Below are 12855 nucleotides of genomic sequence, written 5' to 3' on the forward strand. Positions count from 1 at the left end.
GTCGGATGTTCATTACGGTGGCTGTCATGAATCGTTCGCTTCGAGCTGCCCGAGTGGTGACCTTTGTCTACTTCGTCCTGTGCGGCACCACAATGGGAACCTGGGTGGTGCACATCCCCGCCATCGAGGAGCGGGTCGGCATCAGCCACGCGACACTCGGCGGACTCCTGGTGCTGCTGGGCGTGGGGGCCTTCCTCGGCATGCAGGCGGCCGGGCGTCTGACCGACCGGCTCGGCGCACGCATCGTCGTCCCCGCCACCGGCGTGCTGTGCAGCGCGGCCCTGGCACTGCCCGGTCTTCCCCGCGACCCATGGACACTGGCAGGTGCCCTGCTGGTCTTCGGATTCTGCAACGGCTGCCTGGACGTGAGCATGAACGCCCACGCCGTGCACGTGGAAAAGGCGTACGGCCGCCCCGTCATGTCGGCCTTCCACGCCACGTTCTCGGTCGGCGGTGTCCTCGCCTCGCTCGTCGGAGCAGCCACGGCGAGCGCCGGCCTGAGCCCGGCCGCAGGCATGGCCGCCATGGGAGCCCTGGGCATCGTGATCGCCCTGGTGTCGGCAGGCGCCCTGCTGCCGGCCACACCCAGCGCCGCCCACACGGACTCGATGGAGGACGCCGAGCAATCACCGGCCGCCGAGCGCCGCAGAACCAGCGGGCGCATCTGGCTCCTCGCCGCCCTGGCTCTGATGGTCATGCTGTGCGAAGGAGCCGCCAACGACTGGAGCGCGCTGCACCTGAAGGACATCCTCGGTGCACCCGCGAGCACCGCCGCCTTCGCGTATGGCACCTTCGCGGCGACCATGACGATCGGCCGGCTGCTCGCCGACCGCCTCGTCGCCCGGTTCGGGTCCATGGCGATCCTGCGCCATGGCGCGACCGCGGCCGCCGTCGGCATCACGATCGTCGCCCTCTCCCCGTGGATGTGGGCCGCGTTCGCAGGCTGGGCGCTGTTCGGTCTCGGACTGTCCGGCTGTGTCCCGCAGTTGTTCAGCGCAGCCGGGCACGCCGACCCCTCCGCCGCCGGGGCCAACGTCTCCCGCGTCGCCGGGCTCGGCTACGTCGGCATGCTCGCCGGCCCTGCCGTCATCGGCTGGCTGACCCACCTCGTCGCCCTGAACCACGCCTTCGTACTGCTGGCCCTGCTGTGTGCGATCACCGCAGTGGCCGCCGGAATCCTGTGCACCGAACCCGACCGCACCCCCGAGATGGCAACAAGCAGCCACTGAACACCTCTCTGAACACCCCAAGGAACCCGGAGGCACCCACCACCATGTCCACCGGCCGGAACATCGTGCTGTTCGACCTCTTCGGGGTCATCGCCCGTCACCAACGCCCGGGCGCCCTGGAAAAGATGGCCGCCCGCTGCCACGCACCCACCGGCGCCTTCACCACGGCCTACTGGGCCTGCCGCCCGCGCTACGACGCCGGCCACCAGTCCGCACCCGAGTACTGGACCGCCGTACTGCGACGACTGTCCCTGCCCGTCGACGCCGACACGATCGAGGAACTGCGTCTCACCGACATCGACAGTTGGTCACGCGTCGACGACCGCATGGTCGCCTACGTCCAGTCACTGCGCGACGTCGCCGAGGTCGCCTTGCTGTCCAACATCCCCGCAGACCACGCGGACACCTTCCTCATCGCGCAGCCCTGGCTGCACAATCTGAACCACGTTGCCTTCTCCGGGAAGATCAAAGTGGCGAAGCCGGCCCCAGCAGCCTTCCATCACTGCGTCGTCGCCATGCAGGCCGCGCCGTCCGACTTCCTCTTCGTCGACGACCGCGAAGAGAACATACGCGCCGCGCAAGCCACCGGCATGAACGGACACCTCTTCACCGATCGCGACGAGCTGGCAGCCGTCATCGACACCTGGCTGCCGACGCGACACCACACGGGGAAATAACACCCGACCTGAGACGTCGTGAAAGACCCGGGCCCGAGGGGCATTCCGCATTCCCTGCCGAATTTCGCGAGATACAGAGTCCGCGCTATGACCGGAAAGGGCACCCGACACACCCGGAGGCTTGCCGGACCGGAGCAGGCCGCGGTCCGTTGATACCGCTGATACCGCTGATACCGCGCGGACCGTTGTCAGTGGCGCCGGTGCCAGGGTCAGCATGACCAATGCCCTTGAGATCCTGAACGAGGCGGTTGATCGGTTGGGGTTCGCGTTTGGGCGGTGGGTACCGCAACTGTCAAGCTCCGCCAAGGTTCTCCCACGCATCACGTAACTACTGGCACGGCAGCCGCAGTCGCTGTGATCGGTTTGCTGTGATCGGTTTGCTGTCATCGGTGGCCCGGCTGCGAGGTCGGCTTCGCCGCCACACCGGACCTGGCCAGAGCGATACCCGCGCAGACGATGGGCGCCGATGTGCCGGTTCGGCCGCTGGATTTGCGCAGCCCACCCTGACGCGGGCGGTGCACGACCGACGGTACGCCTGCCCCTTGCGACAGCTCACGGGCCGGCGTATGCCGTCAGCTACCCCGAGTTGCGTGGAGTGCCCGCCTGCGCTGCGATGGAAGAGATTGCCTACGTCTCTGGATGACTAAGCGAGCTTTCCATTTCAGCTCATCCGCAATTCAGCTCAATCCGCAACGCCAGAAGGGCGGAAGTCATGCCCCAGGGAAACCTGACAGTCCAGGAACTCAAGGAACAGTTCATCCCACTCATGGAGCGGGTCGGGGAGGAGAGGGCCGAAGAATACCAGCTGTATTACACGGAGGGCGGCTCACCTCAGCTGCTTTATCAGGACGGCGCCGCGGACGGGCAGTGGCGCCTGACGGCGGAGCATGAAAGTGGGGATCCGGGCCTCCGCCTTGCCGATCTCATGCGAGATCAAATAAAAGCCGACCCTGCCCCCAACACTCCAGTCCGCGCGGGCAACGACGAGTCTCATCTGTGGCCTATCGACCATGTGGAACTGGCGCCGGAGAATCAATACGGCTTTTACCTCGTGCTGAACGAGAACGGCTGACCGCGAGAGGCCGTCTCCTCGCCGACCGCCCCGGCGGTTAGCCGCCTCCCCAAGGGTTGGTTTGTGAGACTGTCCCTGTGGCCCCGGCTCCCGGCTCCCGGCTCCCGGCTCCCGGCTCCCGGCTCCCTACCAGCCTCTTTCCAGGCGGCGACGTCAAGCGCGGCTGGCCGCCCTTCGGGGCGTAGACGCGTGGCGGGGTTGGCTGCCCGCATCACGCGGTCGGAGCGGAGCCGGCCAGTGATCTGCACCGGCAGATCCCTCAGCGAGCGGGCGATGCGGGCCGCTTCGTATCAGGCCTCCAGGACCAGGGCACGACGCAGCCGCCCGACATCGATCCGGTCCCGTTTGAGGCCCGCCGTAGAGAGCCCCGGGCCCATGGCGATGTTCGGGCGCAAGGGCGGAAGCGACCAGCGTCCTTACCGGACCGTCCGTGCACAACAGCGCGTCGCACAGCTCGAACAACGCCTCGCCCCACATGGTCAGACACGTGTACAACTCCATCCGGAAGCATGAGACTTCTGTACCTGTGCCTTGCGACGAAGCAATGGATCAGGCGAAGGCCGCCTTCACGTCCGCTGAGCTGCGGAAAGGCAGATCAAGTGCGAGGCCTGTCCGGCGTCGGATGATCGCCGCCGCTACTCAGGCACCCCGTCAACAAGAAGAAGTCGCCGCTCCAGTGCTGTCTTCCGGACCTCAAGCGCGTCAGCGTACTCAGAAGATGCGTACCACTCCTCGGCCCGATCCGCATCTGGGAACTCGACAACGACCACCCGCTGAGACGAGGGCCAGCTGCCCTCCAAGACTTCGGGTACAGCGCCGCGGACGATGTAGCGGCCGCCGTAGCGACGGATGGAAGCCTCCGCCAACTTCCGGTAGACGTAAGCCAGTTCCTCGTCCAGCACATCAACCTCCGAGATCACGTAAACAGGCATGCCAGCCATGCTGCCAGGCGCGTCAAGCGACGAATCCGGCCAGCATCTGGGTGAGACAGGCGCCCAAAGTTCCGGCGACCTCTACCAGCCGTGGTCGCGCCACAACTCGTCGATGAAGCTGTCGCGGTGCTCCTGCAGGAGTTGGATACCTTCGCGGCTGGTCCGGGCAATCCGCGTAGCTCTGGGGAGCAGTCGGAGATCGTCAATGCCGAGGATGACAGGCGTTCGCGCGTCCGGGACGTCTTTCACCTGAGCGTCATCGCAGTCCGCCCGCGAGAACCGTGCTGAGAACCGCGCGCAGGCTGATTGGACGGGTTGGTGCTTCACGACGCAGCCGCCCCGCCGTTCCGCGGAGGAGGTACGTTCGGCCCATGACGTACTTCGCGCAATCCGTGGTGGCCCAGTGAGTGGGTGGTGGAACTACCTGGAGGAGCGGACCCGCCGGGAGGTCGATGAGAACGTACTGTGTGACCGCCCGATCATGGCGATCAAGGTCGTGTGGGAAGCACTGCGCCCCCTGGAAGTGAGTCTGCGCGAGGCGGAGCAAGTGGTGCACGCGCGCTACGAAATGTTCGGCGACCGCGTGCGGCGCGCGCAGCCCGATCCGCTGGACGTGTCCTCACTGGCCACCCGTGCTGGCGCCCACCCGGGCCGGGTGGCCGCGATCGAGGCTCTCTGGGACGGCGACACCCTTCACGACTGGTTCGTGCTCCTGGTCGCGATCCTGGACGACCCGGCTGGGGAACGGCATCTGGCGACCGTCTACCACCGCCGCGGCGGGCCTCCGCCAGGTATCGCTGCAGACAAGGCAGGGCGTGCCTTGGCCCAGTACCTCGGTGTGCCGTTTCACTTCCCTTCCCCGGACGTCCCGGACGACGAAGCCCCACGTTGGAGGACAGTCCAGCGTCTGCCTGAGACCCCGTGACGGAGAGCTGCACATGGATCTCGAATGAGCCCGCGACCAAGCTTGGGCGCCGGTGCCTCTCCTTCTCGTGAACAGCGGTCCCGGGCCAATCCGACTGCTCCTGGATGATGGGCACTTGGGTCGAAATCCGTGGACAAAGCCACGAGGCTGATGCGCGAGGGCCAGCAGGCATCCGGAGGAGGAAGCCCAAGGAGGAAGCCCGCACCAGCATCCCCATTCCCATCGGGTCACCTCCACTCGAGCGGAGATGACCCGGCGCGACACCCCACTGCGACGAGCACGAGCGCGTGCTCTCCGCGGACGGAGGCGAGCCGCCAGCGGGAATCCCTGGAATCGCTCGCGTTCGGGGTGTCCGCGTTCGGGGTGTCCGCGTTCGGGGTGTCCGCGTTCGGGGTGACTGCGTTCGGGATGTCCACGTTCGGCGTGTCTGCGTTCCCGCTTCGAGGCGGGCGCCGTGCGGCTCATCGTCGCCGCCCAGGCACTGACACGGTCGCAGCGGCGCCGCTCCAGCACGAGGCGGAGCACGGCGGCGGCAGCCCTCGGTGACCGGGTCGGTATGTCAACGCTTCGGCGGTGGCTTGATCAGGTAGAGCCGGCGGGCCAGGTCCAGCGCGGTCAGCATGACGTTGGCGCCGTTCCAGCGGTACAGGTGCTGCTGCCCCCACACGGAGCGGTTGCCGCCGCTCGGGTCGGCGGCGTGCGCGTTCACGACAACCTCGGACCGGTCGTTCCAGTCATGGATCTCCGCCTCGTGCTCGCCCACTGTCCAGCCCTGCCCGCCCCGGATGTGCTGGGCGATCAGCCCGGGAATCAGCTGGAACCGCGCCCCTTCGGCCAGGGCCACGGCCAGCCTCTCGACACCGTCCTGAAGTCTGTGGTTGCTCGTGCCGGGGTCGTTGTCGAACAGTTGGCGTACGGCGTCCCTCAGGAGACCCCGGCCGACTTGGATGGTGGGGAGGTCGCGATAGGTGACGGGGAAGGGGAAGCGCGACCTTTGGGCGCCCTCGTACACCGTGTCCGGGACCATGTCTCTCCCGCCCTCGGTGAACGTGTACACGATCTGGCGGCCGTTCCCGCGACGCACGTAGAAGCCCAGCAGATAGTTGTCGGACCGGCGGAAGAGCCCTCGTACCGTGCTGCCCTGGATGTCGTCACGCTCGGCGAGCCGTCCGATGTTGATCGACTGGAAGGCCTCGGGGTCGGGGTTCCGGATCAGACGGCCGGACCCGGGCTGCCGGGCGGCCTCGTCCCCCAGCATCGCGCTGCGGATGTTCCCGACCGTGTGCGTGTAGAGGTTGGCGTACTCCTCGTCGCTGCCTGCCATCCTCTGCTGCGGCTGGGCCTGCGACTGTGGCCGGGCCCGTGGCTCGGCCTCCGGGCTGTTCTGGGCGACCGCGCTGCCCGCACCGAGCGTGCCGGCCAGCACGGAGACCACGACCGTAGCGCTGGTCAATCGCCGTCGCAGCCACCGGTGTTCGGCTCCTCGCTTCATCTCTTCTCGGCCTCCCATGTCAGGCCCAGAACTCGAACTCGGCGCGCAGGTTGCCCTTGGTGACCCGGCCTCCGTCGCTCCAGTAGAGGGCCTTGTACTCCTCGCCCTTGTTCAGATGCAGGCCGATCATGGTCGAGCCGTACGCGCCGCAGTGGGCGTTTCCGCAGACCCAGTCCCACGTGATGCGGTTGCCTTTGCTGTCGATGATCTCGATCCAGTCCCAGCCGTCGTACGGATCCCGCCCCGAGGGCGTCATCCATGTCACGTTGATGCCGGTGAGGTGGGACTGGTACCACCAGCCGCGGTATTGCGCCGGCGATACCTCGCTGATCAGGTAGTCGGCGTTGAGCACGGGGTACTCCGCCCCGCGGGCGCCGGAGCCCCCGCTCCGGTCCTTCGGCGGCTGCCAGTGCTCACGCGCCGAGTCGGTCGCAGGGGCCGCCTGTACAGCGGCCTTCGTCGACTTGCCGGAATCCTCCTGTGGCGCCGCGGAAGCCGTCCCCAGCGCCACCACGGACACACCCGCGAGCACCCCAGCCATGACCGCCGCCCGCCGCCGGGGCGTGTTCACCCCGGCGTATAAGGAAGAAACCTTTACCGTGCCTCGCGTACGGAACAACATGCCTACCCCACCTTGGCGTTGATCGGTGATCGATGCGCCGGAAACGCTAGGGAGTGGCGTTCAACGTTGCTTTGACGATCGCTCAACGCGAGCCTGCCTCCATGCGCGCAAGGCATGACGATGACGTCGCAGAACTCCGCCTCAACGTCCTGCCGGTTGTTCGGTAGCTCGGCCCGCCCGATGGGTCGTACGGCCGACCGGGAAGCCCGACCCGCCAGGCAGTATTCAGCACCACGTCAGGCGACGTTCGACTACCGGGACGTTTCGTCTCAGCGGCCACCTTTCCAGGGCGGGACAGGGCAGGACAGAGCAGGGATGGGACGGGAGCCCGGGGCTGTTAAGTGCCTTCAGTGCGTTCAGTGCGTTCAGTGCTTTCAGGAGAGCGCGGGGGACTTGCCGAGTTTCTTCGCGGCGGCGGCGCGCCGGGCGAACACCCGGTCCTGGGAGTCCCTCATCTCCCGGAGAGCCGCCTTCCGCTCCCGCTGTGCGAGCCGGTCCAGATACAGGTGGCCGTGAAGGTGGTCGGTCTCGTGCTGCAGACACCGGGCGAAGTAGCCCCTGCCCTCGATCACCAGCGGGTTGCCGTCCTTGTCGCGGCCGCGGACGACGGCACGGTCGAGGCGGGGCACCACGCGGTACGGACCAGGGACGGACAGACAGCCTTCGGGTTCCTCCACCAGGCGACGGTGTTCGGCGGGTACGTCGTCCAAAACCGGGTTGGCGATGTGCCCTACATGGCGGACACCCCACTCATCGGTGATGTCCCAGACGAACAACTGCAGGTCCACGTCGACCTGGTTGGCGGCGAGCCCGGCGCCCTCCGCAACCTGGTTGGTGGCGAACATGTCATCGATCAACTTCGCCAGCTCCGGCGTGCCGAACTGAGTCACCTCCCGACACCGTCGACGGAGTACGTCCTCCCCGACCACGGTGATCCGACGCACCCCACCCCGGTCCACCTCCGGAGCGAGCCGCGGATAGGACTCGACGGGCACCCCTTGCACACGCACCCGGTGATCCTGTGCGGTGTCACCGAACCCAACAGCCATGAATCCTCAACGCCTTCCGTGAGTGCCGCAGCCACCCGGACCGAGTTGCCGGCCCTCCCGACGGCTTGCCAAGTCCTTTGCAAAGTAGCACCCTTTGCAAAGTGAGCGAAGAAAACCGTCGACCCGCACCCGCAACTCCCCTGTTGGACCGTGCCCGCCGGCTTCTCCCCGACCATCCCGTACGCGTCGCCCTGCTGGACCTGCTCGCCGAAACGGGCACCCTCACCTCCACCGAGGCCGCCGCCCGCCTCGGACACAGCTCTGGGCTCTGCTCGTTCCACCTGCGCCAGCTCGCCCGGTACGGACTGATCGAAGAAGCGCCGCACCAAGGCGGCCGAGCACGGCCGTGGCGGCTGCGGTGGGAATCCACCCACCAACCCGACCAGGAAGAATCGGAAGAGCCGGAAGAGTTCACCACCCTCGCCCGCGGGCTGGAGGACGAGAGCTTCCAACACTGGCTGGCTCACCGGGACCAGGCGCCGGCCGAGTGGCAGCAGGACGAGTCGTTCAGCGCCGTGCTCCATCTCACGCCGGCGGAGATGGCTGAACTCGCCACATCCATCCGTCGACTGCTCGCCGGCTACCGCGACCGGGACCACCGCCCCACTGCGCGCCCTCGAAACGCCGTGGCCGTAGCCGCGATCACCCGGCTGTACCCACTGCTCGTCGAAGGATCCGGGCGTCACCAAAACCCGTGCTGCAACTCACAGTTGATGAATCCACCAGAGGAATCCACCGGTGAACGAACGGAGCGGAAAGTGACCGTCCTTGGCCCCGGGTGACAGGCGTAGGCGCGGCCCCGGGTGGCAGTCGGAGGCACGGCCCCGGGTGGCAGTCGGAGGCGCGGTGCCGGGTGACAGGCGTAGCCGCGGTCCCGGGGGCCGGCGCAAGCGCAGGCGCATCAGTCCATTTTTGACAAAATCGGGTTCAGTCGGAACAGCAGCCGCTCTTCGCGCCCGTGGTGTCCAGGCGGCAGAAGCACGACGCCTCGACGGGGACGTCCGCGAGTGCGGTGGCCACGGTGAGTTGTTGGGCGACGATGGCGGCCTCTCCCGTTCTGCCGAGCCGCACCAGGCACTCGTGGAAGCCGTGGAGGGCCCAGACATTTCCCGGATGCTGCGAGGACCTGGGCAGGGTGTTGTCGAGTCCGAGGTCGGCTCGGTAGACGGCCTCGGCCTCTTCGACCCGGCCCTGTTCGAGCAGGAGCGCCCCGTAGGCGTGGCGGGTCGGCTGCATCCAGCCCCACGGTTCGTCATAGGGCAGGTTGTCGTCGAGTTCGATGGAGCGTTCCAGGGCGGAAAACGCCAAGTCGTACGCGCCGCGGCGGTATTCGAGCTCACCGTCGAGCATGGCGGAGGCGATCGCCAGGATGTCCCGGCACGTATTGTTGAACAGCATCCGCGTCTGGGGAACCCGTCCGGCCGCGTGGCGGAACATTGCTCGTTCGGCCTCGGCCTCGGCGGTCGCCCCCCTGGCGGAGTGCGCCACTCCGCGTGCGTAGTGCAGCATCGCCGTGGTGACGCAGTACAGCTCCGGGTCGGAGGGCATCGGCAACGCGAGGATCTCCGCCCACCGGCCGAAACGGATCAGCACATGGACCCGCATGGCGAGGAAGCCCTCCAGCCAGTCGGCCATGGGCGGGCTCTCCACGCGCAGCAGTTCTTCGGGGATGGACGCCTCAAGCTGCGCGGCCGTCTCCAGCGCCGTCCTGGACTGGCCGAGGAACATCGCACCGTAGATCTTGAAGTGGTAATTGTGCGAGCGGTACAGCGTGTAGAAGTTCATCGCACCGGCTCGGCTCAGGTACCTCTCGTCGGCCCTGATCGCATCGCTGTTGCCCGACACGACCCGGCGGTAGTCCCCGCACAGCACGTCCAGATGTGAGGGCATGTGGTGCAGGTGGCCCGCATCCGGCACCAGTCCCCGCAGACGGTCGCCGATGGAAAGAGCCTGCTCCGGAGTCGGCGACATCTCCATCAGGTGGATGTACAGGTGCAGTACGCCCGGGTGGTCGATGCCGCTCCCGGTCAGCAACGCACGGTCGAGGACGGCCTTCGCCTCCATCGTGCGCGCGCCGACGGCAGGCTCACCCGTGCGCAGGTCCCACAGCTGCCACGGGGTGAGGTTCATCAACGCGTCCGCGTAGAGCGTGGCGACGTCCAGGTCGTCGGGAGCGAGTTCGTATGCGGCGCGCATGGCCTCGGCATAGGGCGCGTTCCAGACGGAACAGTCCTTCGCGGGGTGCGAGTCCGGGTAGCGCTTGCGCAGTGCCTCAATGAGCGCGCGCTCGGTCGGAGTGGCCCCGTCACACAATGCGTGGGCTCGCTCGACGGCGCTGTGCGCCCGTTCCACCGAGCGTTGCAGATCGGCGTCGTCGAAGAACTCCCAGGGCTTGTTGTAGTTGGGGCCCAGGGCGTACGCCATGCCCCAGTACGCCATGGCGCAGCCCCGATCCGCTGCCGCCGCGGACTCGAAGCAGGTGACCGCCTCCTCGTGGTTGAAGGCGTAGCTCCATGCCAGGCCACGGTCGAACCAGAGCTGGGCTTCCGGCGAACGTGTCGATACGCGCCGGGTGACGGTCCCGAGGTCGAAGTAGTCCATGAGACCTCCTGCAGAGGATTCCGACTCGCCGCCAGTCCGCCTCCCCGCGCGCAGGCGCCGATCAAGGCTTTGCGGTCAGCCTCCACGCTCGATGAACAGCACAAGCCCGCAGCGGCATCTTCCCGCTCACAGCCGGCGCAGACAGTCACCCCCAGTCCCTTTTCCGTGATCTACGGCGGCTCAGCACCCCACACGAGACAGGGCAGCTCCATGGCAGCTCCATCCCCATCCTCGACACACCTCGGCCGGCGCCGCCCACGCTTGCGCTGGGCCACATCAGCGTCGTGGCCCTGTCCACCACCGGACGGACCCGGGTGCCTGGACGAGCGCGGCCGCTGCCCTGTCTCGACGAGGCGCGCCGGCTCCTGGCCGGTCACTCCCCACTCCCAGGGAGCTCATTTCGACTGTAACCCGGGTTGACCAGCTCCTCGATACGGTTCGAAGGCCATGCCGAGGAACGCCCCTGGGCGCACTCGGCCACCACTTCAGGCGCTCCAGCTTCGGCGATGCCGTAGGTCGACTGCACCCGGCCCCAGCGGGCACCCCTGCCAGTACCCCTCCCAAGGCGCCCAAGAGTCACAGTCGAGCCGTCCGGGGCGGGTAGCGAAAGATGACCGCACCAGGAGCCACTCCCCCATGGAACTACCCACCCCTACGACGCGACCGCCCCGAGATCGTGATCGTTGTGCCTGAGCGCCTAGCAACCCTGTGGTCGGCGGACCTCGCCCGTGCCCAGTGTGATCACGGTCCGAGGCTGCATGGGCCCCTCGCCGCGTCGGGAGAGCAGGACCACCTCCTCGACCACCGCCGCCAGCGCGCCGAGCCGAGCAGCACACTCGGCAGCCAGGCGCTTCGGGTCCTGCGTACGTCCGAGGGACAAATGCGGGGTGAAGCGGTCCTCGCGCCCCCGGCACAGTGGGAACCGCAGCGCCAGCTCCCGGCGCAGATGAGTCCACGGCGCCGGATCCGCCGCAGCCGGATCGAGCCACAACGTCGCGTAGTTCCGGTGCCGGAAGTACCGCACTCCGGCCAGGCGAGCCGTGAACGCCGTGCTCTGCGCCGCCCCGGCAGAGAGCAACGGCACGGCTCGCGCGAATGCCTCCTCCGGCACGAATCCGAACAGCAGATTCACATGCGGCGGCCACCGCCGCACCTGCGGATCGTGCTCCCAGCGGATCTCCTGAATCACCGGCCAGAGCTTCGGCGGCGGCAGCCATGCCACCGCCGTCCGGGCCGTCGGCGCCACCTCCAGCACATCCACCGGCTCGGCCCCGCCGTAGACCGGATTCCCATCCACATGGCCATGGTCCCAAATCGGGCTCGGACCACCACCCGGAGCCTCTACGACGTGCCGCGCGCCCAGGCATGGTTGATCACAAGGCACCGCCCAATTGCCGCGCCCGCCCCGGCCCTGAGGATCACGGCACACCCTGCCGACCGAGTCGGGAGGCGACCTCCGCTGCCGAAGTCGACGTTCACGAGAACGGGAGGCAGGCGGGGCCTGGGCCGGTGAGTTGGCCGGTCCGCGACTCTTGATCGATGCCGAGCGTGCTGATTGGCTGGCCGGCATGACTGAGCTCGGACCCGTCGCCTGGCCACCTGCCCCGATCAGGACCGAGAGGCTCGTGCTCCGTGAGCCCGAGGCCCGGGACCGTGCCGCGGTCATCGAGCTCTTGGCCTCGCCAGAGGTGGGCACCTACCTCGGTGGCTCTCAACCGCGTGACGAGCTCGAGCGCACGATGCCCCAGACACCCAGCCGGCGCCCCGGCCTCTTCATAGTCGATCTCGACGGAGCAATGATCGGCCGGATCACGCTCACCAGAGAAACGGGGCACCTTCGTCAGGCCGCCGGAAAGGCCGAGCTCGGCTACCTCTTCCTGCCACAGGCGTGGGGTTTCGGGTACGCCACCGAGGCCTGCGTAGCGGCACTTGACTGGTTCGCGGCCGCGCTTCCCGGCGAACCAGTGGTGCTCGCCACCCAGACCGCCAACGTCCGCTCGATGCGCCTCGCGGCCAAGCTGGGCTTCACTGAGGTGGAGCGGTTCGAGGCCTACGGCGCCGAGCAGTGGTTCGGCGAGTGGTCCCCGGTCACAACATCCGATTGAGCCCGCGCCCGACAGCGCGGATCCGCAACTCAACAGCACCGCCAGGCCGAAGCCCAGCGCTGCTGAACTCCTGAACATCCCACCAGGCAGAGACGGCCGAACGCCTCCCGAAACGCTGTCTATGCACTCGCTGTCGGCAGTCGTGGCATGC

At 67.7% G+C, this 12855-nt stretch carries 12 protein-coding genes; 6 read left to right on the forward strand and 6 right to left on the reverse strand.

The window, feature by feature from the left end; all coding sequences use genetic code 11:
* Nucleotides 1–26: 26 nt before the first annotated feature.
* The 3 genes from ACGF4C_RS24450 (at nt 27) to ACGF4C_RS24460 (ending at nt 2978) form a co-directional block, all read left to right on the forward strand.
* Entirely contained in the window at nt 27–1229 is a 1203-nt protein-coding gene (locus ACGF4C_RS24450) for an MFS transporter (RefSeq protein ID WP_393568944.1), read from the forward strand.
* A 44-nt stretch (nt 1230–1273) separates the two neighbouring features.
* Entirely contained in the window at nt 1274–1906 is a 633-nt protein-coding gene (locus ACGF4C_RS24455) for an HAD family hydrolase (protein WP_393568945.1), read from the forward strand.
* A gap of 712 nt (nt 1907–2618) precedes the next feature.
* Nucleotides 2619–2978 (forward strand): hypothetical protein, encoded by a 360-nt coding sequence (locus tag ACGF4C_RS24460; RefSeq protein ID WP_393568946.1) that lies wholly within the window; start codon nt 2619–2621, stop codon nt 2976–2978.
* A gap of 635 nt (nt 2979–3613) precedes the next feature.
* Here ACGF4C_RS24460 and ACGF4C_RS24465 read toward each other — a convergent pair.
* Complete coding sequence (locus ACGF4C_RS24465) at nt 3614–3910, reverse strand: DUF1330 domain-containing protein (protein ID WP_393568947.1); 297 nt, start codon at nt 3908–3910, stop codon at nt 3614–3616.
* 481 nt (nt 3911–4391) lie between these two features.
* Between ACGF4C_RS24465 and ACGF4C_RS24470 the strand changes: the two genes are divergently transcribed.
* On the forward strand, nt 4392–4835 hold the full coding sequence (locus ACGF4C_RS24470; RefSeq protein WP_393568948.1) for a hypothetical protein: 444 nt from the start codon (nt 4392–4394) through the stop codon (nt 4833–4835).
* 559 nt (nt 4836–5394) lie between these two features.
* On the opposite strand, the gene ACGF4C_RS24475 is transcribed toward ACGF4C_RS24470, so the two are convergent.
* The 3 genes from ACGF4C_RS24475 to def form a co-directional block, all read right to left on the reverse strand.
* Entirely contained in the window at nt 5395–6327 is a 933-nt protein-coding gene (locus ACGF4C_RS24475; RefSeq protein ID WP_393568949.1) for a ribosome-inactivating family protein, read from the reverse strand.
* A gap of 19 nt (nt 6328–6346) precedes the next feature.
* Nucleotides 6347–6868: a hypothetical protein gene (locus tag ACGF4C_RS24480; protein WP_393568950.1), complete on the reverse strand. Its 522-nt coding sequence runs from the start codon at nt 6866–6868 to the stop codon at nt 6347–6349.
* A 455-nt stretch (nt 6869–7323) separates the two neighbouring features.
* The gene (gene def, locus ACGF4C_RS24485; protein ID WP_393568951.1) at nt 7324–7998 is read right to left on the reverse strand and encodes a peptide deformylase; all 675 of its coding nucleotides are present in this window, start codon (nt 7996–7998) and stop codon (nt 7324–7326) included.
* 101 nt (nt 7999–8099) lie between these two features.
* On the opposite strand from def, the gene ACGF4C_RS24490 reads away from it, so the two are divergent.
* The gene (locus ACGF4C_RS24490) at nt 8100–8780 is read left to right on the forward strand and encodes an ArsR/SmtB family transcription factor (RefSeq protein ID WP_393568952.1); all 681 of its coding nucleotides are present in this window, start codon (nt 8100–8102) and stop codon (nt 8778–8780) included.
* A 145-nt stretch (nt 8781–8925) separates the two neighbouring features.
* Here the strand turns inward: ACGF4C_RS24490 and ACGF4C_RS24495 are convergent, their stop codons facing one another.
* Both ACGF4C_RS24495 and ACGF4C_RS24500 read right to left on the reverse strand, forming a co-directional pair.
* Nucleotides 8926–10599, reverse strand: a complete 1674-nt coding sequence (locus ACGF4C_RS24495; protein WP_393568953.1) for a hypothetical protein — start codon at nt 10597–10599, stop codon at nt 8926–8928.
* Nucleotides 10600–11296: 697 nt separating this feature from the next.
* Nucleotides 11297–11896 (reverse strand): 2'-5' RNA ligase family protein, encoded by a 600-nt coding sequence (locus ACGF4C_RS24500; protein ID WP_393568954.1) that lies wholly within the window; start codon nt 11894–11896, stop codon nt 11297–11299.
* A gap of 271 nt (nt 11897–12167) precedes the next feature.
* Between ACGF4C_RS24500 and ACGF4C_RS24505 the strand changes: the two genes are divergently transcribed.
* Nucleotides 12168–12704, forward strand: coding sequence for a GNAT family N-acetyltransferase (locus tag ACGF4C_RS24505; protein WP_393568955.1), 537 nt, complete (start codon nt 12168–12170; stop codon nt 12702–12704).
* Nucleotides 12705–12855: the final 151 nt, after the last annotated feature.

The organism is Streptomyces sp. NPDC048197, assembly GCF_043202395.1.
GTDB lineage: Bacteria > Actinomycetota > Actinomycetes > Streptomycetales > Streptomycetaceae > Streptomyces > Streptomyces siderophoricus.

Coding starts and splice junctions, on each gene's coding strand:
- def (WP_393568951.1), bottom strand. CDS start 7,998: ATGGCTGTTGGGTTCGGTGACACCGCACAGGATCACCGGGTGCGTGTG.
- ACGF4C_RS24480 (WP_393568950.1), bottom strand. CDS start 6,868: ATGGCTGGGGTGCTCGCGGGTGTGTCCGTGGTGGCGCTGGGGACGGCT.
- ACGF4C_RS24455 (WP_393568945.1), top strand. CDS start 1,274: ATGTCCACCGGCCGGAACATCGTGCTGTTCGACCTCTTCGGGGTCATC.
- ACGF4C_RS24465 (WP_393568947.1), bottom strand. CDS start 3,910: ATGCCTGTTTACGTGATCTCGGAGGTTGATGTGCTGGACGAGGAACTG.
- ACGF4C_RS24475 (WP_393568949.1), bottom strand. CDS start 6,327: ATGAAGCGAGGAGCCGAACACCGGTGGCTGCGACGGCGATTGACCAGC.
- ACGF4C_RS24495 (WP_393568953.1), bottom strand. CDS start 10,599: ATGGACTACTTCGACCTCGGGACCGTCACCCGGCGCGTATCGACACGT.
- ACGF4C_RS24505 (WP_393568955.1), top strand. CDS start 12,168: ATGACTGAGCTCGGACCCGTCGCCTGGCCACCTGCCCCGATCAGGACC.
- ACGF4C_RS24470 (WP_393568948.1), top strand. CDS start 4,392: ATGGCGATCAAGGTCGTGTGGGAAGCACTGCGCCCCCTGGAAGTGAGT.
- ACGF4C_RS24450 (WP_393568944.1), top strand. CDS start 27: ATGAATCGTTCGCTTCGAGCTGCCCGAGTGGTGACCTTTGTCTACTTC.
- ACGF4C_RS24460 (WP_393568946.1), top strand. CDS start 2,619: ATGCCCCAGGGAAACCTGACAGTCCAGGAACTCAAGGAACAGTTCATC.